At 51.5% G+C, this 24,001-nt stretch carries 20 protein-coding genes; 15 read left to right on the top strand and 5 right to left on the bottom strand.

All coding sequences use genetic code 11. The features are described 5' to 3' along the window. Positions 1–11: 11 nt before the first annotated feature. Positions 12–1,592 (bottom strand): multicopper oxidase family protein, encoded by a 1,581-nt coding sequence (locus PsAD5_RS16765; RefSeq protein ID WP_063292905.1) that lies wholly within the window; start codon positions 1,590–1,592, stop codon positions 12–14. Positions 1,593–2,085: 493 nt separating this feature from the next. Between PsAD5_RS16765 and PsAD5_RS16760 the strand changes: the two genes are divergently transcribed. From PsAD5_RS16760 to PsAD5_RS16715, 10 genes are read left to right on the top strand one after another with little or no spacing between them, the layout of a single operon-like run. After that, positions 2,086–2,349 carry a hypothetical protein gene (locus PsAD5_RS16760; RefSeq protein WP_153041399.1) on the top strand — a complete coding sequence of 88 codons (264 nt, stop codon included), beginning with the start codon at positions 2,086–2,088 and terminating at the stop codon, positions 2,347–2,349. A 10-nt stretch (positions 2,350–2,359) separates the two neighbouring features. After that, entirely contained in the window at positions 2,360–3,163 is an 804-nt protein-coding gene (gene cobA, locus PsAD5_RS16755) for a uroporphyrinogen-III C-methyltransferase (protein WP_057463311.1), read from the top strand. Beyond that, entirely contained in the window at positions 3,156–3,527 is a 372-nt protein-coding gene (locus PsAD5_RS16750) for a c-type cytochrome (protein WP_063292903.1), read from the top strand. The genes cobA and PsAD5_RS16750 overlap by 8 nt, the downstream gene beginning before the upstream one ends. After that, positions 3,524–4,705, top strand: coding sequence for a cytochrome D1 domain-containing protein (locus PsAD5_RS16745; protein WP_063292902.1), 1,182 nt, complete (start codon positions 3,524–3,526; stop codon positions 4,703–4,705). Before PsAD5_RS16750 ends, PsAD5_RS16745 begins: the two co-directional genes overlap by 4 nt. Before the next feature lie 55 nt (positions 4,706–4,760). After that, complete coding sequence (gene ahbB / locus PsAD5_RS16740) at positions 4,761–5,759, top strand: siroheme decarboxylase subunit beta (protein ID WP_063292901.1); 999 nt, start codon at positions 4,761–4,763, stop codon at positions 5,757–5,759. Further along, positions 5,756–6,244, top strand: coding sequence for an Lrp/AsnC family transcriptional regulator (locus tag PsAD5_RS28070; protein ID WP_063292900.1), 489 nt, complete (start codon positions 5,756–5,758; stop codon positions 6,242–6,244). The genes ahbB (PsAD5_RS16740) and PsAD5_RS28070 overlap by 4 nt, the downstream gene beginning before the upstream one ends. After that, positions 6,241–6,816, top strand: a complete 576-nt coding sequence (gene ahbB / locus PsAD5_RS28065) for a siroheme decarboxylase subunit beta (RefSeq protein WP_057463307.1) — start codon at positions 6,241–6,243, stop codon at positions 6,814–6,816. The genes PsAD5_RS28070 and ahbB (PsAD5_RS28065) overlap by 4 nt, the downstream gene beginning before the upstream one ends. Beyond that, complete coding sequence (nirJ, locus tag PsAD5_RS16725; RefSeq protein WP_063292899.1) at positions 6,752–7,966, top strand: heme d1 biosynthesis radical SAM protein NirJ; 1,215 nt, start codon at positions 6,752–6,754, stop codon at positions 7,964–7,966. Before ahbB (PsAD5_RS28065) ends, nirJ begins: the two co-directional genes overlap by 65 nt. Continuing rightward, positions 7,941–9,542: a nitrite reductase gene (locus PsAD5_RS16720; RefSeq protein ID WP_244272095.1), complete on the top strand. Its 1,602-nt coding sequence runs from the start codon at positions 7,941–7,943 to the stop codon at positions 9,540–9,542. Before nirJ ends, PsAD5_RS16720 begins: the two co-directional genes overlap by 26 nt. Next, the gene (locus PsAD5_RS16715) at positions 9,499–10,389 is read left to right on the top strand and encodes a CbiX/SirB N-terminal domain-containing protein (RefSeq protein ID WP_084405990.1); all 891 of its coding nucleotides are present in this window, start codon (positions 9,499–9,501) and stop codon (positions 10,387–10,389) included. The genes PsAD5_RS16720 and PsAD5_RS16715 overlap by 44 nt, the downstream gene beginning before the upstream one ends. A 63-nt stretch (positions 10,390–10,452) precedes the next feature. Here the strand turns inward: PsAD5_RS16715 and PsAD5_RS16710 are convergent, their stop codons facing one another. Beyond that, positions 10,453–11,103, bottom strand: a complete 651-nt coding sequence (locus tag PsAD5_RS16710) for a peroxiredoxin (RefSeq protein WP_063292898.1) — start codon at positions 11,101–11,103, stop codon at positions 10,453–10,455. A gap of 98 nt (positions 11,104–11,201) precedes the next feature. Here PsAD5_RS16710 and PsAD5_RS16705 point away from each other — a divergent pair, with 98 nt between their 5' ends. Then, on the top strand, positions 11,202–12,101 hold the full coding sequence (locus PsAD5_RS16705; protein WP_063292897.1) for a LysR substrate-binding domain-containing protein: 900 nt from the start codon (positions 11,202–11,204) through the stop codon (positions 12,099–12,101). Between the two features lie 46 nt (positions 12,102–12,147). On the opposite strand, the gene PsAD5_RS16700 is transcribed toward PsAD5_RS16705, so the two are convergent. Further along, positions 12,148–12,867, bottom strand: coding sequence for a Crp/Fnr family transcriptional regulator (locus PsAD5_RS16700; RefSeq protein ID WP_208980901.1), 720 nt, complete (start codon positions 12,865–12,867; stop codon positions 12,148–12,150). Positions 12,868–13,516: 649 nt separating this feature from the next. Here PsAD5_RS16700 and PsAD5_RS16695 point away from each other — a divergent pair. Beyond that, on the top strand, positions 13,517–13,948 hold the full coding sequence (locus tag PsAD5_RS16695; protein ID WP_063292896.1) for a GNAT family N-acetyltransferase: 432 nt from the start codon (positions 13,517–13,519) through the stop codon (positions 13,946–13,948). A 47-nt stretch (positions 13,949–13,995) separates the two neighbouring features. Here the strand turns inward: PsAD5_RS16695 and PsAD5_RS16690 are convergent, their stop codons facing one another. Further along, positions 13,996–14,481 (bottom strand): hypothetical protein, encoded by a 486-nt coding sequence (locus tag PsAD5_RS16690; RefSeq protein WP_057463301.1) that lies wholly within the window; start codon positions 14,479–14,481, stop codon positions 13,996–13,998. Positions 14,482–14,860: 379 nt separating this feature from the next. On the opposite strand from PsAD5_RS16690, the gene PsAD5_RS16685 reads away from it, so the two are divergent. Further along, on the top strand, positions 14,861–15,922 hold the full coding sequence (locus PsAD5_RS16685; RefSeq protein ID WP_244272100.1) for a helix-turn-helix domain-containing protein: 1,062 nt from the start codon (positions 14,861–14,863) through the stop codon (positions 15,920–15,922). Between the two features lie 43 nt (positions 15,923–15,965). Here the strand turns inward: PsAD5_RS16685 and PsAD5_RS16680 are convergent, their stop codons facing one another. After that, the gene (locus tag PsAD5_RS16680; RefSeq protein ID WP_063292894.1) at positions 15,966–17,630 is read right to left on the bottom strand and encodes an aminotransferase class V-fold PLP-dependent enzyme; all 1,665 of its coding nucleotides are present in this window, start codon (positions 17,628–17,630) and stop codon (positions 15,966–15,968) included. A gap of 601 nt (positions 17,631–18,231) precedes the next feature. Here PsAD5_RS16680 and PsAD5_RS16675 point away from each other — a divergent pair. Further along, positions 18,232–22,893: an ExeM/NucH family extracellular endonuclease gene (locus PsAD5_RS16675; RefSeq protein ID WP_063292893.1), complete on the top strand. Its 4,662-nt coding sequence runs from the start codon at positions 18,232–18,234 to the stop codon at positions 22,891–22,893. Positions 22,894–23,275: 382 nt separating this feature from the next. Continuing rightward, entirely contained in the window at positions 23,276–23,872 is a 597-nt protein-coding gene (locus PsAD5_RS16670) for a hypothetical protein (RefSeq protein ID WP_063292892.1), read from the top strand. The last annotated feature ends 129 nt before the right edge of the window (positions 23,873–24,001 follow it).

Raw genomic sequence — 24,001 nt, 5'->3', positions numbered from 1 at the left:
GTCTCAATCCGTTATTGGTTGTTGTTCCAGTCGTCTTTTTCTTTCAGATCTCTGACGACTTTTACGTGCTGCATCATGCCGCCATCTTCATGGTAGAGCAGGTGGCAGTGCAAAGGATACTTGCCGACGAAGTCCTTGAACCGCATGCGAAATTTCACATGTCCATGAGGCGGAACCTGAATGGTGTCTGCCCAGAATGGAAGCTCCAGCGTGTAATCCAAGGGGTCTTCGCCCTGAATCTCAAAGACATACATGGGGTTCACATGGATATGGATGGGATGCGGAAACTCGCTTTCATTCTCTAGCGTCCATTCTTCCACGGCGTCCAGTTCAACCCAATGATTGACCACCTCACAGCCGCCAAACTGGCCGTGGTCGATGGTGACGTTCACCCCGCGGTAGTACTTGTCGGGATTGTCCAACGTATTCGCCTGGAAGGTCAGCGTGCGTTTGTTCGTTACTTCTTCTGGGCCAATTGGTTCCAGCAGTCCACCACGTAGGCTTTCAGGGAAAGGCGGTGGAGTGGTGCGCTCAGCTGTTTCGCTCGGCATGTAGATCGCTGCGCCGATCTCTTCGCCGCGCTCCACCTCAATGGCAAAGAGTGGCGGGTTGTTGTGGTACTTGTAATGCGGAATAAACTGGTATTCGACCGAGTCATTTTGCACGTAATAGAAAGCTCCGGGCGTGGCCGCCTCGCTGATTTTCAGCAGGATAGACGCGCGGTTCGCAGGGGCAAGGCTGATGCCCCCCTGTCTGCGGTAGTTGTCAGTGGGGTTGCCGTCATACCCGTAGATAAACATCTGCCCGAAGAACGGGCACTCGAAGTTGATCGACGAGCGTGTGGTCGCGTTCAACAGGCGCAGATTGATCAGCTCTCCCGGCTTTACCTTGATGATCGGGCAATACTGGCTGTTGACCGTGATGTTGTATTCACTGTTGGGGAACTTGGCGACCTGCTTCTGGTCCTCCACCTTGCCCTCAGCGTTGACGGCAATGTTCTGGAACACCATGCAGTATTCCTTCACACCCATCTCTTTGAGCTGATCATCAAACGCGCCACGCACGATAATCATACCAGCCATGCCGCTGCCAACCTGCAAGGCCACGGACCCGTGCTTGTGCGGGTGATACCAGTAGACCCCCGGAGGGTGATCCGCTGGAATGTCGTACTCGTAGTCATAGGCTTCGCCGGGGCGAATGGTCATGCAGACGTTATCTCCGGGCGACTCTGGCGTCACGTGCAGGCCGTGTGTATGGATGTTGTAGTTGTTGAACCCGTAAGGGAAGTTGATGTCATCCGGCTCGGTCTGGTCCTGCTCCGGCAACTTGTTGTGTGTGTGGATCTGCAGCTTTGAACCCGGCCTGACCTCAATGGTTGGGCCAGTCAGAGTGTTTCCAACCTCTTTGGTAAGATCGCTTGTGAACACTCGGGTGTAGGTTGGGACGTTGTGAGGCTTTTCAAAGCTGAAAACATTGTTGGTGTCGTATTCAACATCCAGAGTAACTTCCAGATGCTTCTTTTCAGGATCCATTACGTAAGCTGGCGGGTTTTTGATAGGGCTCAGGAAGGAAAAGGGCTTCGCCTCACTCATGTAGCGGTTCCTCACGTCGGCAGCACTCAAGTGCTTGTTGGTTTTGATTTCAACCTACTGAGGATGGGGGAGTGGTGGAAACGTTGCTTGGCAACGGGGTTAAGGTTCCGTTAGGTAAAAAGGTCGGTTCCAATCTGACCTTACGTTTATTCCCTAAACGCGCACTCCGTGCAGCTCTGGACGGGTGCCAACTTGCCGTTGCCGGGAAGTAAATGCCTGAAACGGAATCTCTTTCTCCAATTTAGAACGATTATTTATTGTGGGAAGTCTACGTATTTTTTGCCTTTGCGTGACCTATGTCAATTTAGCTGGGATATCACCACATGCGGTTGCATTTCAGTGAAATTTCTACACACATCAACCCATTGAAATATATGCGAATAATAGCCTTTCATGAGGCGCTCACAATAACTTGACGATGGTCAATGTAAGAAGCTCGAGGGCAAGCTTACATAACGATGCCGGGTAAGGTTCGTTTCTATTGGAGTTTATGGTGTCGTTTAAATCAATTCTCCGTTTTTTGGCCAGTATCGCGCAGGAATGCGCAGTCAGCGCCGTGGCTGTAAGCGCTCGTAAGAAGCCAGCAGCATTTGATGACAACACTCTCAATTGTGAAAGTGCCATCAAAGACGAACCCCTGATTGCTCCTTGGGGCAAGTTCTATGTCTCTAACACCTTAAAAGACATCGGTTCGGCAACACTCCAGATCACCAGAGGGGCGCGGATTGTCCCTCTATTTTCGCCAGTTTCGATTTGAGGAATGAGTTATGAGAGGCATTGGTAAGGTCAGTCTGATTGGCGCAGGACCGGGTGATCCGGATCTCCTGACAGTGAAAGCTCTGAAGCGCATTCAGGACGCTGAAGTCGTTGTTTACGATCGTCTGGTCTCTCAGGAAATTATGGATCTGGTTCCGCCTAAGACAGCTCTTTATCCTGTCGGGAAGAAGCCGAAGAGCCATCCTATTCCTCAGGAAGAAATCAACCAGTTACTCGTTGATCTCGCCAAAGAAGGTAAGCGTGTTGTGCGCCTTAAAGGTGGGGATCCGTTTATTTTTGGCCGCGGCAGTGAAGAAGCTGCTGAACTGGTCATTGCCGGCGTCGACTATGAAGTCGTGCCAGGCATCACAGCTGCGCAAGGCTGTGCCTCAAGCCTAAACCTGCCACTCACGCATCGCGGCCTTGCAACGGGGCTAAGATACGTAACCGGGCATTGCCAGAAAGATGTACCCCTCGATCTGGATTGGGCCAGCCTTGCGGACCCTAACACCACCCTCGTGATCTACATGGGCCTTGCCGCCATCGCCGAGATTTCTACCAAGCTCGTAGAGCACGGCATGCCTGCAGATATGCCTGCTGTTGCGATCTCGAAGGGCACCACATCGGAAGAGCAGAAAGTGTTCGGCACACTCACCACAATTGGTGAGCAGGCCAAGGCAGCTAAACTACCAGCGCCGACACTGTTCATGATTGGTGATGTTGTGGGTCTGAAAGACTCTCTGGAGCTGCCGTCCTTCTCCGGCAGTGAGGCAAAATGGGGCGATAGACCTCATCTGGAGGTTATCAATGGCTAAGACAGAGCGGAGTGCGCAAAACCCGCTGCGTTCTTTTCTGAAGGCTGGGGTGCTGGCGCTTCCGTTGCTGACTGGAGCGCCCCTTGGAGCTCTTGCCGACGAAGAGGCCATCAAGATCATTGATCGCGAAAAGCTGACAGATTTCGTGCAGCAGGACTGCGGGTCCTGCCACGGTCTGACACTTGAGGGCGGTCTTGGAGGGCCAATCCTTCCAGAAAATCTGGAACATATGGACTCTGAAGTCATTCAGGAAGTGATCCTTGGCGGATTGCCGGGAACGGCAATGCCACCATGGCGCGGCTTCCTCACCGAAACTGAAGCGGCCTTCATTGCGGAAGGTCTTAAAACAGGAGCATTCAAGTGAAGACGTTTTTTGCTGCCGCAGCCTTAGGTGCGGGTCTTTTATTTGCTTCTGCAGCCAGTTCTGAAGACCTGCGCGCCACGGGCGATCTGGGTCTGATTATCGAACGAGCCACAGGAACAGCCCTGATTGTCGAAAGCACAGACCGTACTGTGCTGGCTCAGGTAGAGGGTTTGGGCAATCTCTCGCACGCCTCTGTCGTTTACTCGCGAGACGAGCGCTACGCCTATGTGTTTGGCCGCGATGGTGGCCTGTCCAAAGTGGATATGCTCTCTGGCAAGCTTGTTGGCCGCGTTATGCAGGCTGGCAACTCCATCGGCGGCGCCATTTCCGATGATGGCAAGCTGATCGCCGTCGCCAACTACAAGCCGGGCGGCGTGAATGTATTTGACGCGGAAACTCTGGAGCTGATCTCCGAAGTGCCTGCGATTTATGACGAAGTTGGTAACCAGTCCAAAACGATTGGACTTGTGGATCTGCCTGGTCGTCGCTTTGCTTTCTCCCTTTGGGATGGCGAGCAAACATGGATTTTGGACTATTCCAAGAGCCTGAAGCCTGAGATCACCAAACTCGAAGACATCGGCATCTTCCCATACGATGCACTGGTTACGGGCGATGGCCGCCACTACATCGTTGGTTTGTTTGGTGAAGATGGTCTGGCCCATGTAGACCTTTGGAAAGAGCCGCTGAAAGTCGAGCGCATCATGGATGGCTACGGCAAAGGCGAAGAGCCTCTTCCAGTCTACAAGATGCCCCATCTGGAAGGCTGGGCGAAAGCCAACGGCATGTATGCGCTGCCTGCCATAGGTCGCCACGAAGTGCTGTTCATGGATGAGCGTGACTTCACTGAAGTCGATCGCGTGAAAGTGCATGGTCAGCCGGTGTTTGCCATGGCGCGTCCTGATGGTCGTCAGATCTGGGTGAACTTTGCGCCTCCACACAACGACACCATTCAGGTGATCGATATTCTGGAACGCAAGATCATCAAAACGATGAAGCCAGGACCGGGCGTGTTGCATATGGAGTTCACTCCGCGCGGCAACGAAGTCTGGATGTCCGTTCGTGACAAGAATGAAATTCATGTCTACGACACAACGGATTTCTCCCTGAAAGAGGTTCTGCCAGCAGAAAAACCAAGCGGCATCTTCTTTACTTCACGTGCACACCAGCTGGGGCTTTAGGTCCCGGCTTTCCCAGGGCGGCACTGGCCGCCCGAGCGATTGGGGAGTTTGCGATATGAGCGCACAGCTGAGTGATATTGATCTCGTATTGGTGGACAAGTGGCAGCATAATTTTCCGCTTGTTCCTAAGCCATTCAATCTCATAGCCCGGGAAACCGGGGTGGACGCTTTAGACGCGATCAGCAGTTACGAACGGCTGGTCGCAAATGGCGTCATTTCGCGCATTGGCGCGGTACTGGCTCCAAATACAGTGAGCGCAAGTTGTCTGGCCGCGGTGTCAGCGCCTCCACACTTTGTGGAAACGGCGGCGCAGCTCATCAACGATGAACCGGGGGTCAACCACAACTACCTGCGTGAGAATGATCTCAACATCTGGTTCGTGGTTGTTGAACGGGATCGGGCGACGTTAGAGGCCACGCTCGCCCGTATTGAGCAGAACACCAATCTGGTGGTTCATGCTTTTCGGATGGAAAAGGCTTTCCACCTGGATCTGGGGTTTTCTTTGACAGAGCAGCGGCTGGAAAAGAAGACCCCCGTACTCCCGCCGGTCGATATGTCGGTTCTGGAGCCCGGTGACATTAACCTGCTGGAAAAACTGTCTGATGGCATTCCTCTTTCGGACCGCCCGTTCCTGCGCATTGCGCTGAAGCTGGGGCGCTCGGAAACCACCGTGCTTGAACGGCTGAAGGTGCTGCAGGATGCTGGCATCATTCGTCGGTTCGGCGTGGTCGTGCGGCATAGGTCCATCGGTTACAAGGCGAATGCGATGACGGTCTGGAATGTTCGCGATGAGCATATTGATGACGTTGGTGCCATATTCTCTGCTGACCCGATGGTGAGCCTTTGCTACCAGCGCAACAGAGAGATGCCGCTTTGGCCGTACAACTTGTACACCATGACTCATGCGAACAGCCGTGAAGAGGCGCTGAAGGTCATCAACCGGCTTTCCACCACGGCCACGCAGCACGTGATGAGCAGCGACGTGCTGTTCTCCACCAAGTGCTTCAAGCAGCGTGGTGCCCGTCTGTCTCGCAGTGTTGGAGTAAGTGCATGAGTACAGATATCGCCCACCTGAATGAACCTGCCAAGGTGCATCTGGATGATCTGGACCGCAAGTTGATTAACCGTTTGCAGGATGGTCTGCCGGTTATCTCAAAGCCGTATGCAGCGGTTGCAGAGGAACTGGGCATTGCGGAAGACTTGCTACTTGAGCGCCTGCAATGGCTGCTTAAGACGCGTATCCTCACTCGTTTCGGGCCAATGTTCGACATTGCTCAAATGGGCGGGGCCTTCTGTCTGTGCGCTATGGCTGTGCCGGAAGAGCGCTATGACGAGGTGACTGAACAGGTGAACTCGTTGGAAGAGGTGGCGCACAACTATGCCCGTGATCACGAGCTGAACATGTGGTTCGTGCTTGCCACGGAAACCCCTGACGAAATTGAGAGTTGTGGGAAACGCATTGAAGAGCTGACCGGAATCCCGGTCCGGCTGTTCCCGAAAGAACGCGAGTTTTTCATTGAGTTTAAGGTTCCAGTATGAGCACGCATAGTATCGAAGAATTCTCCGAATTTGACCGTGCTCTGGTGGCTGCGCTGCAAGAAGGTTTGCCGCTTGTTTCCGAGCCATATGCGCAGATTGCCCACCAGCTTGGCGTGAGTGAAGAACTGGTGCTGGAACGCGTTGCTTCCATGAAAGAAAACGGTGCAATTCGTCGTATTGCGGCTGTGCCAAATCATCGCGCCCTTGGCATGCGTGCCAACGGCATGTCCGTCTGGAATATCGTTGATGAGGACGTTGAACGCATTGGACAAATGATGGGTTCTCTGGACTTTGTGTCCCACTGCTATCAACGCCCAAGATGGCTACCTACATGGCCGTACAATGTCTTTGCCATGGTGCATGGAAAGACTCGCGAAGAGTGTCTGACTTTAGTCAAGGAAATAGAGGCGCTCATAGGGACATCATGCAATGGAAATGATGTCCTGTTTTCGACAAAAACCCTGAAAAAAACAGGACTTAGACTTCGTCGCAGAGGGGAGAGCCCGCGTGTTTCGTCTGACCCATTATCTCAAAGCTCTAGCGGATCCGTATCCACTTCCACCAGCGCGTAAACCTGCTGGTCCGGTTGTTATCTGGAACTTGATCCGCCGTTGTAATTTGAAGTGCAAGCACTGTTATACAACCTCAGGCGATGTAGATTTTCCCGGCGAGCTTTCAACCAAGCAGGCCTATGAGGTTATTGATGACCTGAAGGGCTTCCGCGTCCCGGTTATCATCTTCTCAGGTGGTGAGCCGCTGATGCGCCCGGATATGCTGGAGCTGTCGGCCCATGCCAAGCAGCTTGGCTTCTATACCGCCCTGTCCACCAACGGCACGCTTATCGACAAAGATATGGCGCGTAAGATTGGTGAGATCGGTTACGACTATGTCGGCATCTCACTGGATGGCATTGGCAAGGTGCATGATGACTTCCGCGGCATGGATGGCGCGTTTGACCTGTCCTTGCAGGCTGTGCGTTACCTGCGCGAGGAAAACGTGAAGGTTGGCCTGCGCTTTACATTGACAGAAGACAACGCCGATACGCTGGATGACTATCTGGACCTGTGCGCCCGCGAGAAAGTAGACAAGATCTACCTGTCTCACCTTGTGTATGCAGGCCGCGGCAACAAAAACCGTGGTGAAGATGCGCACCTGAACGTGACCCGTAAAGCCATGACCCACCTGATTGAAAAGGCGTGGGAAGATGTGCTGGCTGGCAAGTCTAACGAATACGTGACCGGCAACAACGATGCGGATGGCATCTACCTGTTGCAGTGGGTGCGTGAGAACATGCCGGAAAAAGCTGGGTATCTGGAAGATATGCTGGAGCGCTGGGGTGGCAACGCCTCTGGTGTAAACATCGGCAACATCGATAACACCGGCAAAGTGCATCCGGACAGCTTCTGGTGGCACTACACAATCGGCAACGTGAAAGAACGCAAGTTCTCGGAGATTTGGCAGGATGTATCCGATCCGGTCATGGCTGGTTTGAAGCAGACCCCGCGCCAGATCAAAGGCCGCTGCGGATCTTGCCAATACTTCAACATCTGTAATGGCAACACGCGCGTACGCGCGCTGCAGCTGACGGGCGACCCTTGGGCGGAAGATCCATCCTGTTACCTGACGGATGAAGAGATCGGCCTTGGGGATGCAAACCACCAGCGCGTTGAAACAACACCATTCCGGGGAGCTCGTCATGAAGCCAAACACGTTTATGCCTAAACTCGCCGGAGTTTTGCTGGCAACCTGCATGTTGGCAGGCGCTGCGGAAGCACGCGGTAAAAAGCTTGAGCTCTATCCGGTCTCTGATGCCACAAAGGGCACCTATCAGGAGCTTTGTGCAGAGTGTCATGGTGGCGACCGCTTAGGCGGCATCGGCCCTGCGCTCATTCCGGAAAGCCTGAAGCGTCTGCGCGTAAGTGCTGCGACGTCGACCATCAAGGATGGTCGTGTTCACACCCAGATGCCAGCCTTCGGTGATCAGCTCAACGATCAGCAGGTTGCTGATCTGGTGAACCTAGTAAAGACCCCATTGGGCGCGATGCCGGTGTGGGGTGAAAAGGAAATCAACGCGACCCGCGTGTTCAACGAGGACTACAAGCCCGTTGAAAAGCCGGTCTATGAATCCGATCCGCTGAACCTGTTTGTGGTTGTGGAGACCGGGGATCACTACGCCACTGTCATGGATGGCGATACGTTTGAGCCGCTCACCCGCTTCAAAACCCAGTTTGCACTGCATGGCGGCCCTAAGTTCACACCGGACGGACACTACGTGTTCTTCATGTCCCGTGATGGCTGGATCACCAAGTACGATATGTGGGCGCTGAAAGTGGTTGGCGAAGTGCGCGGCGGCATCAATGCCCGCAACATCGCGCTCTCCCGCGATGGCAAGCACATTGCACTGGCGAACTACCTGCCACATTCTCTGGTGATGTTGTCTGCTGAGGACCTCACCGTTGAGAAGATCTTTGATGCAGAGTCTTTGGGCGGCGAAACCACACGTGTTTCTGCAGTTTATCAGGCACCAGAACGTGACAGCTTCGTTGTTGCCATGAAGGATGTGCCTGAAGTCTGGGAAGTGGCAACCAATCCAAAGGCAGAGCCTGAGTTTGATGCCTATGTCGATGCCGAAAACTACGGCAAGGATGGTGCGAAGCCAACCTCCGAAGGTTTGTTCGCTCTGCGCCGTATTCAGGTTGATGCGCCGATGGACGATTTCTTCTTCGACCAGTCCTACAAACACCTGATGGGATCGTCTCGGGACGGGAAGAGCGGTGTCGTGGTGGACATGGATGAAGGCGCGACCATTGCCAAAATCGATCTACCCGGCTTCCCGCATCTAGGCTCCGGCATCAGCTGGGAGTGGCAGGGGAAACCAGTGATGGTGACGCCGCATCTGAGCGAGAGCAAGATTTCTGTGATCGACATGTCCAACTGGTCCGTATTGAAGACACTTGATACGGCGGGTCCGGGCTTCTTCATGCGATCTCACGAAAACTCCAAGTACGCTTGGGCGGACGTGTTCTTTGGTCCAAACAAGGACCAGATGTACGTGATCGATAAAGAAACGCTTGAGATCGTAAAGACGCTGAAACCGCTCCCGGGTAAAACCGCTGCTCATATCGAGTTTGACCGTGATGGCAGCCACGCCATTCTCTCTATCTGGGAAAATGACGGCATGATCATCATTTATGATGCGAAAACGCTTGAAGAAGTGAAGCGCATTCCAATGAGTAAGCCATCTGGAAAGTACAATGTCTGGAACAAGATCACGTTCTCCGCTGGTACAAGCCACTAGCGACCTGGCACTTGTTCTTGCTGCTCATGGAGATTTGGGCGGCAAGGGCGCCGACAATACACCAGGCCACGTTCGCCTGAAAAATGCTCTCGCGCCCTTACTGCCCGAACTGGATGTGGTGAGTGGGGTGATGAAAGGAACCCCGCCGCTACAGGAAGTAGTCGAAAGCCTCCCGCACGAGCGCGTGCTTGTGCTTCCTCTCCTCTTAAGTAACGGCTACTTCTGCAAAACAGTCCTGCCTCGCCGATTGGGGCTGGACCCAAACCTGCAACAACAGAAAGAAGGTGCATGGCAAAATCTGAACCGAGATGGGCAGTATATCAAGCTGTTAGCCCCGCTTGGTGTATTGCCCTTCCTACCTGATCTGGTTTCACAGAGTATTCAAAGTACTCTGGCACCAAACAGCAAAAGCACGTTGTTAAAGCCGGAACTCGACCGGGAAGTGCTAATTGTTGCTCATGGCTCGACTGTCGGACCGGAATCACGGCTTTGCGCGCTTCAACTCAAAGAGCGTCTGGAAGCTCGTTACGGTTACAAGCAACTTCGCGTGGTATTCCTCTCCGAGGAACCTTTCGTCGAAAAGGCTGTCCTGACGCTTTCCGAAGATGCAACCGTTGTTCCGCTGTTTGCCAGTGGAGGCCTACACGGCCAGGAAGATATCTCCAAAATTATGGGGAGCGCTCCTGCGGGATGTAAACTTGCACCGGTAATTGGCTGCGAGCATGCATTGGCTCAGCACCTGGTCAGCTATCTGCAAGAAATTGGCTTAACTCGTGGCTTCGCTAACCAAAGAGTTTCAGTGCTACGAGATTTGCCCGCACAGCCTACAAGGGCTGTTCTGAGATAACTCTGATTTTTGAGTGAGATGTTCAGGCAATTTGATCGCCTGAACTCCGTCACAGATTTCGTATTAAGCAGGCACATCTTTCTTAGAGAAGTACCAGTCAACGTATTCATAACCAGTTGATTTACGTGTTTCAGCCAGATCCGCTGTTGCTGGCGGTGGCACGATTACTTTGTCACCAGGCTGCCAGTTTTCTGGAGTTGCAACACCGTGTTCGGTAGATGTTTGCAAGGCTTTGATCAAGCGTAGGAACTCATCAACTGAACGCCCGTTGGTCATTGGGTAGTAAACCATCGCCCGCAGAATTCCTTCAGGATCAATAATGAAAGTTGCGCGAACAGCAGAAGTGTCTGAGGCTCCAGGCTGGATCATGCCGTAGGCTTTGGCGACTTCCATTGAGAGGTCGGCAATGATCGGGAAGGGTATGTGAACGCCAAACTTCTCCTCGATGTTTCGCATCCACGCGATGTGTGAGTAGTGACTGTCGATAGACAGGCCAAGCAATGCTGTATTGAGCTTGCCAAAGTCTTCTGCTGCATTCGCAAAAGCAATGAATTCGGTTGTGCAGACAGGCGTAAAATCAGCTGGATGTGAAAAGAGAACCAGCCATTGGCCTTTGTAATCACTCAATGATTTGGTGCCATCAGTCGTCGGAGCAGTAAAATCTGGTGCTGGTGTGTTCAGCTGCGGCAATGTGATGATAGTTTCTTCTGACATTTATTTTCCTCGGGCTCAATTGATTTGATAAATGCACAATATCGATCTACATTAATTAGTGAAATTGATTAATGATAATACAGTGATCTATAAAGCATATGAGTCATCTACCAAGCCTTCGCCAGCTGGAATTTCTGGTGGCACTTGTTGAAGAGCAACATTTTGGGAAGGCAGCAGAAAAATGTAATGTGAGCCAGTCAGCTCTGAGCACAGCGCTCAAAGAGCTGGAACAGAATCTTGGTGTTCATCTGGCGGAACGAACCAAGCGTTCTGTCACGATTACACCTCTGGGCAACTCACTGGCTGATCGCGCACGTCACATCCTGCTCGATACAAAAGCCTTTGTAGATTTTGCTGCGGCAAACTCTAAGTTCCTGTCTGGAGACATGAAACTGGGGGTGATTTCTACAGTTGGACCTTATCTGCTTCCTGGGATTATGCCGCAGCTTCGGAAGAAGTTTCCGGAACTTCGCCTCTTTATCAAAGAGGGCATCACCCATGACCTGTTGGCTGCATTACAGAGCGGGCATCTGGATGCCGTTTTGCTGGCACTCCCATTTGAGATTGGCGACCTTGTTCATTTTCCATTGTTTGAAGATGGATACAAACTGGCTGTCACACCTCAACATCCGCTTGCAAACCGGCAACATGTAGAAGGGCAGGACCTGACAGATACCAAGATGATGTTGCTGGAAAAAGGGCATTGTTTACAACAGCATGCCCTGTCTGCATTTTTACCCGACGGCCCGGTTCAAGACAGTTCATTTGAGGCGACTAGCCTCTCCACTCTGGTGGGTATGGTGGCAGAAGGGCTGGGAACTACACTTCTGCCAGACGTCGCGATTACTGCAGGACTGACGGATAACTATGATGTGTGCCTCATCGATGTAGATAAGGCACTGCCAAGAGAAATAGCGCTTGTATGGCGAAAAAGCTCACCACGGGGAGAGGAACTACAACATCTTGGCGAGTTCATCAAACAAGCCTATGAGGGATGAAAACCCAGGCGTGGACAAGCGAATAAAATCATTTTAGCGCAATATCTTAGCCGTGGCTTGAATGCATGACCACTGTGCGTTCCTGCTCTACCAATGTGCGCAGAACCTGAACGTTGGAAATGATTGCCCGGTTCTGTTTGACCTCGACGCCATAGCTTTTCAGCTTCTGGAACGCGCGAGACAGGCTTTCCGGTTTCATACCCAGACGACCCGCGATGAGTGCTTTGTCGTAGGGCAACACCAATGTGCAGGAACCAGCAGGTTCTGTGCTGAGGTTCAGCAAGAATTCGGCAACACGCTGTGCACCGGTATGCGTCTTCAGTCCTTCAATCTGCAACACAAGTTGATGCAGATGCATGGACAAAGACGACATCATTGCCAGCGCGATGTTCGGATCTGCTGCGATTGAGTTGGCCAGGTGGGCCACTGGAATGCAAAGCACCACACTATCCGTAACCGCTTCACCAGAGGCTGGATAGTTTGAGTTTGTAAAGGCAGCTCCTTCAGCGAAGGTTTGCCCACGGGTGAAGACCCCTACAACGGCTTCATCACCGCTGCTTGTCGCGCGAAAAACTTTGACCCATCCTTCCAGCACGATAAAGAACGCGTCTGCCTTATCATCCTGAAAAAAAATCATCTCACCGCGCGAGACAGATTTTTTGGTGGCACCCCGAAGCAGCTGTTCTCTTGCCTCGGTACTCAACCGTTTAAGCAAGGGAATTTCAGCGAGCTTCTCCACTTCACTGCTAACTATTGTAGTAGACATTTTTACAGACCTCTCCCACGATCAACCCAATCGTACTGTTGCGTAGATGAAGGACGTTGATCTAACGCAAGTGTTTTTGCGCAATTGGCACCTTGCAGTTGTCCTTTTGAAAGCAAAAAGGACCTAACGAAAATCAAGGAAGTAGAGAACTCAGAGGATTAGGGTCCACTATAGGGAAGGTTTTCACTCAGTTCACTGAGCGAATAAACTTGCCTTTTTGGCTCAATAATATGTTTAAAACTGTCCTCTGGAATGTTTTTTACCCGTTTTTGACGGTGAAACGAGCCTGTTCGGTGGCGAAGGCGCGTCCGGAATGGGATACGGGCAACGGTTGCGTCTTCACCATCAAGTCCCGAAGCCGGCTAATATTTTCCGGAAATCATGAGATGGTAAGGCGCAGATATTTGCACCCTTAGCAGCACGTCGAACTTGGAAATCTGAGTTGCCTTGACATTGAGCCCCTGAGGTTTAGGCTGCGTATTCCTAATGTGTTTCAGAGGAGATTTGATGTCCCGGATCTGAGGGTTCAAACGAAGAACCCCTATGCATGCTTTCAACCTTAAGACCGTGCCATTTGTACGGCTGGTTCTGCACGCCTTCTTTTTCCGAACATCAAGCGCCGATTAACGGCACTCTTCAGGACATAGAAATGATCCGCAAATTTGAAACTCGCGACACCGAGTCCATTGTTGACGTCTGGCTCAAGGCCAGCAAACTCGCTCACCCTTTTCTGAACGATAGCTTTTTAGCTCATGAAACCGACAACATCCGAAACATGTATCTGCCTAATGCAGAGACATGGGTTGCTGAAATGAACGGCGCTGTCGTCGGATTTATTTCATTGCTTGGCAATGAAGTGGGCGGACTGTTTGTGCATCCTGACTTTCACGGGCGCAAGCTCGGGAAGGCTTTGATGGACAAGGCCACCTCGCTTCATGACAGCGTTGAACTGGAAGTCTTTAAGCACAATCCAATCGGGCGTGGCTTTTATGCTCGCTACGGCTTTGAGGAAATGCATGAAGACTTTAATGAGGATACGCAGCAGTTGGTCATCCGGCTGAAGTACTCCGCCGCGGTTTAGGTGGAGCAGAAGGAGAGGGTGCCTTGCACTCTCTCCAAGTCTTGGTGTTAGCGATGGTTTTTGCGGCCTTCAGACACCTTCATAAAAACCAAAGCCATCACAACGGCCATGCCCACATGTCCGAGGAATGAGGACTGCGTATAAGCGCCAAAGTCCATCATGAAGCTTCTGCCAATAAAGGGCGCGAGCATACCTTGCGCGATGTACCAGAGGAGCACACCAGCAACCACGCCAGAAATCCAAAACCGAAGTCTGGTCACTTGATGCACTGCAAGCACAGCAAGCGGAAAGACAATTGCGCCAACGGAAAAGTGGATCAGGAAGGCAAGGCCGTATGGAATGGAGAGCCCGAATAACTTGTTCGCCAGTGCTGTAACGAGATACGCAGGTTCCAGAACAGGCCCAAACAGAAGCGGTGAGACAAACCAGGCATAAGCTTCAAAGGCGGTTTCGCCAATGACACCGGCCAGCAGCAGTGTGGGCAATACGGTTACGAACGAGGAGGCAGGAGGAACAGATGTATCCAGGGCCATTGGGAGATCCTTAAGAAGCTCGATGGGGAAACGCACAAATCGAGATATGTGCAGTGAGCACTTCTTTAGGTGTGAGTTTGGAAAGGGGAATACAAGACAGCTCCGTTCCCAGTTTAATCACATTACGTTCACCTGAATGAGAGCCATTGGGCCGGAAACTAATGCCGTCGTCTTCCCCGCACGTTGTGCTCGCTTCATGCATCAATGCAAGATTCTCAGGAAAAAACTCAGTTTTCAGGAAGTTCCAAACAAAATGCACAATGATCTGGACGCCACGTCATTGTTCGGGGGGCTCTTGGAGATGTATATAATTGCTATAAGGTTTTAGTAAAAGCACGTATAAATTGAGTTGATTTTACGAGGACATATTTTGAGTGAGGTGGATCTCATTGACGGAGCGCCAAGAGCGGAGATTTCTCAGCCTATTCCTCAGGCTGTGTTTTCCGTTGATGGCGTTGCGCCAGATGAGCGCTTCCCTCTCTGGAAGGAAAGTATCTCCTTCATGTTTCAGGTGGAAGCAGACCATGCCGTCAGGTCTGATGAATTCACTGCAGAAGTAGATGCGCATATGTTCGGGCAAATTATTCTGGCCCGGACAAAAAGCAGAAAGCAGTTTTGGGAAAGGAGTGAGCTGACTATCGCAAAAGATGGGATGGACCACTTCATGATCCAACTGTTTGAAACAGGAGACATGATTTTCGAGCATGACGGTGCACAACATTCTGTCGCACAGGATGGCCTCATCATTTTTGATTTAGCCAGGACATCAAAATCCTGGACCAATACATTTTCAAACCTATCCCTGATTATTCCCAGGGAGTTGCTCGAACCTAAGCTGGTTTATCCAGATGGGCAGCATATGCGGAGATTGCCTGCCGCGCAGCCCATGGTTCAGCTTCTTTATAGTCATATTAAAACGTTGAAAGAGTTGTCGGGTCAACTGAGCTTGTCACAAGCTGCAGATATTAACCCGGCAACGATTTCACTCGTTACGGCCTGTTTGAACAGCACGTCTGAAGGTGTGGTTCTGATGGAGGCAAACAGCCATGCCGCACAAATTATGCTGGCAAAACGAACAATCAGTGAGCACCTGTCGAACCCGGATCTGTCACCAGAAACTGTGGCCATAAAAGCAGGTATCTCACGTTCAAAGCTATATGAGATGTTCCGCAATTACGGCGGTGTGAAAAGTTTCATTCTGGAGCAACGTCTCAAGGGCGCAATGATGGCACTCATCAGCAACAGCAATGCCCACCGCTCCAACTCGGAAATCGCGTTTTCCTTCGGTTTTACCTACGAGAGCACCTTCAGCCGCGCTTTCAAAAAACGCTTCTCCATGACCCCATCCGAAGCCCGAAACTCCGCTGGCATCGCCTGGACCAGGGCCATGAGCACCCCAAATGTAGACCGCCGCTACGAAGACTGGGTGAAGTATTTGTGAGAGGTAACTGGCGACGGGTTGTCTCCGCCGCCTTGACTTACTCTTATGCGACGGCAACGTCTTGTGGGCGGACGAACCAGCGGAGTTCTTCTACTTTTTGCGGCTGAATGACGTTGTAGCGTTCCTCAGTGCTGTGGTTACGCAGAAGTTCGGCTTCAGCTGCTTTCATTGTCTCAGCCAGAGAAGGGCGCTCTGATTTTTCTGCGGCTTCTGGCAGTGCGTTGAAATCGAGTGTTTCGAGAGATGCTGCGAGTTCTGTTTTTCGGTTTTGGTAGCGCCAGACAGCGCCGTTTTGGTCGAAGCGATAGAATGGCAGCAACTTCCAGCCATGCTCCGCAACCAACTCAATAGCCCGCACCAGATATTCGAAGGTGTCTTCATCAATAAAGTAGTTGAAGTTGAGGCGGATCCAACCCGGACGCAGGATCATGTGTCCTTCCACCAGTTGCTCCTCCAGTGCTTTGCTGTAGTGCATGTCCATGCCAAGCAAGGTGTGACCGTATGGACCTGCGCAGGAGCAACCACCACGAGCCTGAATGCCGAACAGGTCGTTGAGCAGCGCCACAATGAAGCTGTAGTGCAGGTCTTTGCCTTTATGGGTGATCTTCAGCGAGGTGATAGACAGGCGTGGCGCCGCAGTGTTGCCGAGTATCTCGATGTTCTCGCAGTTTGACCAACGTGCCACAGCTCTGGAGACAAAGCTCTCTTCCCGACGTTCAATCTCATCGGTACCAACGGCTTGCTGAAGCTTAAACACCAGTCCCGCCCGCACAGATTCAATGATAGCTGGTGTACCACCTTCTTCGCGGCGTTCTGCGTCAGCCACATAACGATGGTCTTCCGGTGTTACGTACATGACGGTGCCGCCGCCCGGCATTGCTGGCACTCGGTTCTTTAGAATTGCGTCGTTGACGATCAAAACGCCCGGTGTGCCCGGTCCGCCGACAAATTTGTGTGGTGACAGGAAGATAGCGTCTTTGGCGCAGTCGCCGTGTTCATCCTGAGCACCAGCCATATCAATGCCTACATATGGAGCCGCCGCGGCGTAGTCCCAAAAGGAGAGCGCGCCGTGCTTATGAAGCAGGCGGGCGACGGCGTCGACGTCGGTTTTGACGCCGGTGACATTTGAGGCCGCCGAGAAGCTGCCAATCTTGAGGGGCCGATCTGCGTATTTGATCAGCTGTTTCTCAAGATCATCCAGACAGACCTGACCGCCTTCGCAAAGGGGAATGGAAACCACGTCCGCGATGCTCTCGCGCCATGGCAGTTCGTTGGAATGATGTTCATAAGGGCCGATGAAGACGACGGGGCGTTCTTTCGCCGGTATCTGCTGTTCAAACTTGTAGCGTGCGCTCAGGTCTGCAGGCAGTTTCAGGTTGAGAATATCGATCAGTTTATGGATCGCGGAGGTTGCACCGGAGCCGCAAAAGATCACGGAATGATCGTCGGTGGCGTTAACTGACGAACGGATCTGCTGACGGGCCTGCTCGCGCAGCGCTGTGGTTTGTGCACCTGTGTAGGAGGTCTCTGTATGGGTGTTGGCATAGTAAGGCAGAACGTGATCGCGGATGTAATCCTCAATCATGCTCAGCGAACGACCTGAGGCTGTGTAATCCGCATAAACCAATGGCTTACGACCAAATGCCGTGGCAATGGCTGCGTCTTCACCGATCACTGATTTTCTGATTTTATCGATCAAATTACACATGCTTGCCCCGTCCCTTTATTCCGTCTCATCAGATTTTTGTTATGGCGAACACACTCTAAATTCGCCTAGTTTGCTGAAAAGATTGAATATAAGAAACTACATACTACAAAGATAAGTCAAGTTAGAAAATGATACTCTAAATGAGATAAAATATAGAATTGGTATGATTTTGCTCAAGCAGGTGCCTGCCCCTCGCCATGAACCCGCAAAAATCGTGATTTTGATAATTAAATTTTAATTGTATCTATGGATTCGCAGTGCGCCTTTGTGAAATATGAGTCGCGCAGGAGCCAAACTGTGTTTAAAAGCATCCCGAGTTATGCACAGCACTGGGTAACTTCCTGTCGCCTTGACATTGATATGCAACGCGAAGTTGAAAAAAAATTCACAAAAGAAAATATTATTCGAAATAATATGCGAAAAGTGAAAAATTGATCAATACGTCCTTTACGTCACCCTCCACATCGAGAAAACTGTCGATGCATGCTCCAGAAAATCTTTCGGGCATCTAGCAAAAAATAATCGTTCGTCTTGGCTCCCGGCTCAAAACTGGGAGGAGAGTGACGGACTCGGATAAGATGAACTGTAACGGGGTTGATACATGTTCAATTTCTTTCCTCGATTTAACTTCTACTCGATCAGCGTAAACTTTGGCACGTGGTGGGATGACGTCATCACGGGTACCGACGGTATTGATTGGGTCTGGGGTTTCAACGGTAACGATACCATCTCCACATATGCTGGAAATGACTGGATCCGGGCAGGTAAGGGCAATGACCTTATCTTTGCTGGCGAAGGCAACGATCGCATCAGCGCAGCTGGTGGCGACGATGTCATCCATGGTGGTGCAGGCAATGACAGCATCAATGGTGGTCGTGGTTTCGATACAGCCGTTTATGAAGGCTCAATCGATGACTATTCATTCCAGCAGCGTGGTGGCTGGTGGAATCCAAAGACCAAAGTCATTGCAAATGACGGCTCTGAAAAAGACACCTTGATGAATGTCGAGGCAGTTCACTTCGCAGCTGATGACTACACTTACTATTTGGATGGTCGCAACAACGAGATCCGCGCTGGTGAAGATGCTGTTGCATCCGGCGATGAGGGTCTTGTGATTGAGGCTGCCACTCTGCTGGAAAACGACAAGGATTATGACGGCGACACGCTGACAATCACTGAAGTTTCCGCAAGCAGCGCTTCTGGCGCAACCGTCTCTCTTGAGAACGGTCAGGTCTCCTACAACCCAGGCAATGTTTTTGACAGCCTGCGTGAAGGCGAGACTGCAGAAGATACCTTTACTTACACAGTCACCGACGGCAATGGCAGCACCAAAGACGTCACCGTTACTGTGACCGTGACTGGTTCCAATCAGGCTCCGGTTCTATCTGTCGCTTCTGACGTTTCCGTTGCAGAAAACACCACTGAGGTGGCGACTGCATCTGCAACCGACGTAGACAACACAGATCTGTCCTATTCCGTTTCTGGTACTGATGCAGAGCTGTTTGAAATCGACGCTGAAACCGGTCAGCTGAGCTTCAAGACAGCACCTGATTTTGAAGCCCCAGCAGATGCTGATGGCGACAACGTTTATCAGGTTGAAGTCACTGTCACCGACGCTGATGGCGGCACCGACACGCAGAGTGTTGCCGTCACTGTTGAAGACGAAAACGAAGTTGTGCGTGACGTAATCGCGTTCGACATGGTCGACTCTCAAAATCAGGGCCTGGTGAGCTTCACCAACACTGCGCCTGATTTCTCCAGCGTTGCTGATGGCTTCGGCAAGTTCACTGCAGACAGCGCGCCGTTCTCACTGGTCGATTCCACCAATGGCGGCTTTGAGAATGACGTTCTGGGTATCATCGATGAAGCCACCAACTCTGGTGAGTTCTTCGGCGTAACCGACAGCATCAACAATGACAATGATGGTGAACTGACAGCGTCTTGGACCTTCGACATTGCAGGCTACAAAGATCTGGGTCTTTCCCTTGATCTTGGTGCAATGGGTGATTTTGAAGGCACAGACACCTTTGTGATCCGCTACTCCATTGATGGTGGTGAAGAGCAGGTTCTGTACTCCTTCACCTCTGACAATGACGGTGCACAGACCTACACCCTCGCCAGCGGCAAGACTGTTGATCTGGATGATCCGCTCACTGATGCAGACGCAGGCGTTGTGCTGACCAACCAGCTGCAGACCCTCGTGTCTGATCTGGAAGGCACTGGCTCTGAGCTGACCATCAGCGTTGAAGGCAAGTCAGACGGAAGTTCTGAAGCGTTTGCGTTGCAAAACCTGAAGATCCTGGGCAACCCGGCTGTTGTGCGCGAAACCTTCGCGTTTGACATGGTGGACTCACAGAATGATCGTCTGATCGAGTACACCAGCACTGCACCAGACTTCACCAGTCCTGCAGACGGCTTTGGCAAGTACACCGCTGCCGACGCTCCGTTCTCGCTGGTCGATTCCACCAATGGCAGCTTCGAGAATGATGCAATCGGCGTTATCGATGAAGTCTCCAACACTGGTGAGTTCTTCGGTCTGACCGATACCGTCAACGACGATAATCCTAATGGCGACCCACTGGTCGCGACCTGGCGCTTCGACATCTCAGATTACAGCAATATCAGCCTGTCTCTGGATGCTGGTGCAATGGGTGACTTCGAGTCTGATGACACCATCTCCATCCGCTACTCCATTGATGGTGGCGAAGAGCAAACTTTGTTCGCCTTCACCTCTGACAATGACGGTGCTCAGTCTTACACTCTTGCCAGCGGTAAGGTTGTTGATCTGAATGATCCAATGGTTGAAACCAACTCTGGCCTTGTTCTTACCAACCAGCTGCAAACACTTGTTGCTGATCTGGAAGGTTCAGGCTCCGAGCTGACCATCATCGTTGAAGGCTCTGCAAACGGCAGTAATGAAGCATTCGTTCTGCAGAACCTGCAGCTGGAAGGCGACACCACAGGTGGCGGCGGTACGTCCACAACCTACGCTATTGCAGCAGAAGCTGACTCCAAAGCTGAAGGCGACAGCGGCGTAACCTCCTTCGAGTTCACAGTGACCCGTGATGGTGATCTGTCTGAGGCTGGCACTGTTGACTTTGCTGTTGGCGGCGATGTTGATGCAGCTGACTTCGGTGGCACTCTGCCATCTGGCAGCATCGAGTTTGCAGCTGGCGAAACCACCAAGACCATCACAGTCAACATCACTGGCGATGAAACAACCGAGCTGAGCGAAGCCCTGTCTGTGACCTTGAGCAACCCAACGGGTGGCAAGATCACAACCAAGAGCGTAACCAGCACTGTTGTGAACGACGATACCGCGCCTACGCTCATCTCCACCATTCAGGGTGACGGTGCAGAATCCGGCATGGTTGGTGAGTTCGTTTACGTCAGCGCGCTTGTAACAAGTGTGACCAGCAGTGGTTTCTATCTGCAGGAAGAAACAACTGACAGCGACGGCAACTCCGCTACCTCAGAAGGTATCTTCGTTTACACCGGCGCGGCTCCAACCGTTGCAGTTGGTGATGAAGTGTCCTTCGGTGGTACTGTTGCAGAGTTTGGTGGCCAGACACAGCTGACAAACATTGGTGATTTGAGCATCCTGTCTTCCGGCAATGATCTGCCAGAATACATGCAGGTACTTCTGTCTCCAACAAGCCAGCAGAACCTGGAAGCTCTGGAAGGCATGCGCGTCAGCGTTGGCTCCGGTACAGACGATGCCCTGACAGTCATCGAAAACTTCAATTTTGACCGCTACGGTCAGATAACAGTTTCCGCTGGCGCCCAGTATCAGGCAACCCATCTGTACGATCCGCAGGATGAGCTTGACCAGATCATCGAACATCAGGAAATGAACCAGAACAACCGCATCCTTATCGATGATGGTTCTTCTGAGCAGAACCCTGACGAGTTCACCTACGTGCCAGTTACCGAAGAAAACGGCGACAATGGCAATGGGTATCTGGATAGTGGTGATGACTTCTCTGAAGGGGCAACTCTGCGTCTTGGCACAGAGATCGACGCGCCGATCGAAGGCATTCTCACCGAAGGCTTTGATGGTCATACTCTGATCGTTGACGGCCAGATTTCCATCGATGAAAGCACCAACTCCGGTGCCCGTCCTGACCAGCCTGCTGATGTGGGCGGTGATCTGAAAGTGTCCAGCTTCAACGTGCTGAACTACTTCACCAGTCTTGGTCAGCGCGGTGCGAGCTCTGAGGCAGATCTTGCCCGTCAGACCGACAAGATCGTCAAGGCAATGCTTGATATCGATGCGGATGTCTTTGGTCTTCAGGAACTGGAGAACAACGGCTTTGATGATGCCTCTGCAATCAGCGCTCTTGTTGATGCACTGAATGCGGAACTGACCGCTCAGGGCCGGACTGATGAGCTTTACACCTTCGTGAACCCGACTGACGGGGCTCCGATTGGGTCTGATGCCATCACCACCGGTATGATCTACCGTCCAGGCAAGCTGACTGTCATTGAGACAGAAACCTACACCTATCAGGAAACAAGTGCGGATGCGACATACGCGATTGCGGATCGTCTGCAGGACTTTGCTGATCGTTCATATGTAGGTGACTTCCAGCGTAACCGCCCAACCGTTGCAACCACTTTTGAGGATGCAAACGGCGAGCGCTTTACCCTCGCGGTTAACCACTACAAGTCCAAGGGTCCAAGCGGCCTGAGCGATCTGGTGGAAGACATTCAGGGTAAACTGGATGCAGGTACCATTCCGGCAGCTGATGTTGACCAGGTACAGGCAGATCTGGATGCCTTGATCGCTGATCCAAACTACGATCAGGGCGATGGGCAGGCCTTCTGGGCTCAGGCACGTGAAGATGCAGCAAAAGAGCTGCATGAGTGGCTGAGAACGGAATATGCAGGTGCAGGTCTTGATCCGGACATCCTCGTGATCGGTGACTTGAACACCTACGGCAAAGGCGACTCCGTACAGGAACTGGTAGAGGGCGGCGACATGACCGATCTTCTGTCTCAGTACCTGGGCGATGAAGCGTACAGCTTCGTGTTTGATGGTCAGCGCGGTTCTCTGGACCATGCTCTGGCATCCGACAGCCTTGCTGATCAGGTGACCGGCCTTGCTGAGTGGCACATCAATGCTGATGAGCCAGACCTGCTCAGCTACGACAGCCGCTTCACCGACGCTGGTTTCTACACTGACGACCAGTACGGCGCGTCCGACCATGACCCACTCGTCATCGGCCTGGACCTCAGCAGCCCAAGCGAAATGCTCGTTTAAGCAAAAAGAAGGCTCTCGCGAGTTTGCGAGGGCCTTCACAAGAACAGAAAAAGCGACTCCTAGAGCCGCTTTTTTTTGTACTAAAAAAGTAAGTCGCACCGTTTTGCTTGACGATCATCGACCTTCATTGAGCATCTAATAATCGTTATGAAGATAGATCTCAGTTGTGTTGGTGTCAGTGTTTTCTAAATTTTATGCTTTTGTAAGCTGTATAGGATAGATTAATTTTAAGTACTATAAGTAGAAGTATAATAAATATCAATTTATGATATGTGTATATTGGAATTGTATTGAGTAAGTTGTGTTAAGCGTTTGGGTTTTGTTGATTGAGTCGAATTTGTTAGTTATGTGCCTTTTAGCTTAAAGTTAAAAGGAGAATGGCATGCGGAAATGGTTCGCTATTGGATTAGTAGCCTTGCTACTAGGTGCATGTGGCACTGTTACGAGTTACAAATTTGCTCTTGATGCTTTTCCATTAGAAAAGAAAAATAGCTATGTTATTTGGCGCTATGCCGATACCGATCTTATAATGAATGATACATTTTGTCGTATTGAGGGTGGTAAGTTTTTCGAAGATTGCACCCGAAAAAAAACCTCTGATCCAAGTAAACTGTATTTTAGGGGGTTCGGTGTCTCATTTGAATATGAAGGTGAGTATTACATAATGCGACCTGCGGCGGAGCCTCGCAGAGGTCGTTATGCGCTTTTCGAATCTTATGGCAGGTTTGCTAATAGAACTCGCACGCTCACTATTGGTGATGCTACATTTGCGGGAAGTTTTGCCCCCGGCACTATTACAGTAATCCCACATGGTGGGTACGGCACGTCTTTTCAGAAGAGCTGGCAGAATAAACTTAAAAAAGCTCTAGAGCAGGCTTTTGGTGAGCGAGTTAAGGGTTTTAAAATCGTCACTGCCAAGCAGAGAAAATCTGAGTGTCTCCGCAAAAATAATAGAGTTAAATGTGAGCTCAAGAAATAGAACTCAATTTTGAGTGCCACTTCCTTTCCCTCAGGCGAAACTCTAAATGTTTCTCAATTACTAGGCGATTGGAAATAACCCCCAAAATCAGGGAGATAAAGTTCGCAATGTTCGATGCTAAGCTGGAAG

This window comes from Pseudovibrio sp. Ad5 (assembly GCF_001623095.1).
Classification (GTDB): Bacteria; Pseudomonadota; Alphaproteobacteria; order Rhizobiales; family Stappiaceae; genus Pseudovibrio.
This window is presented reverse-complemented; position numbering and strand designations above follow the sequence as displayed.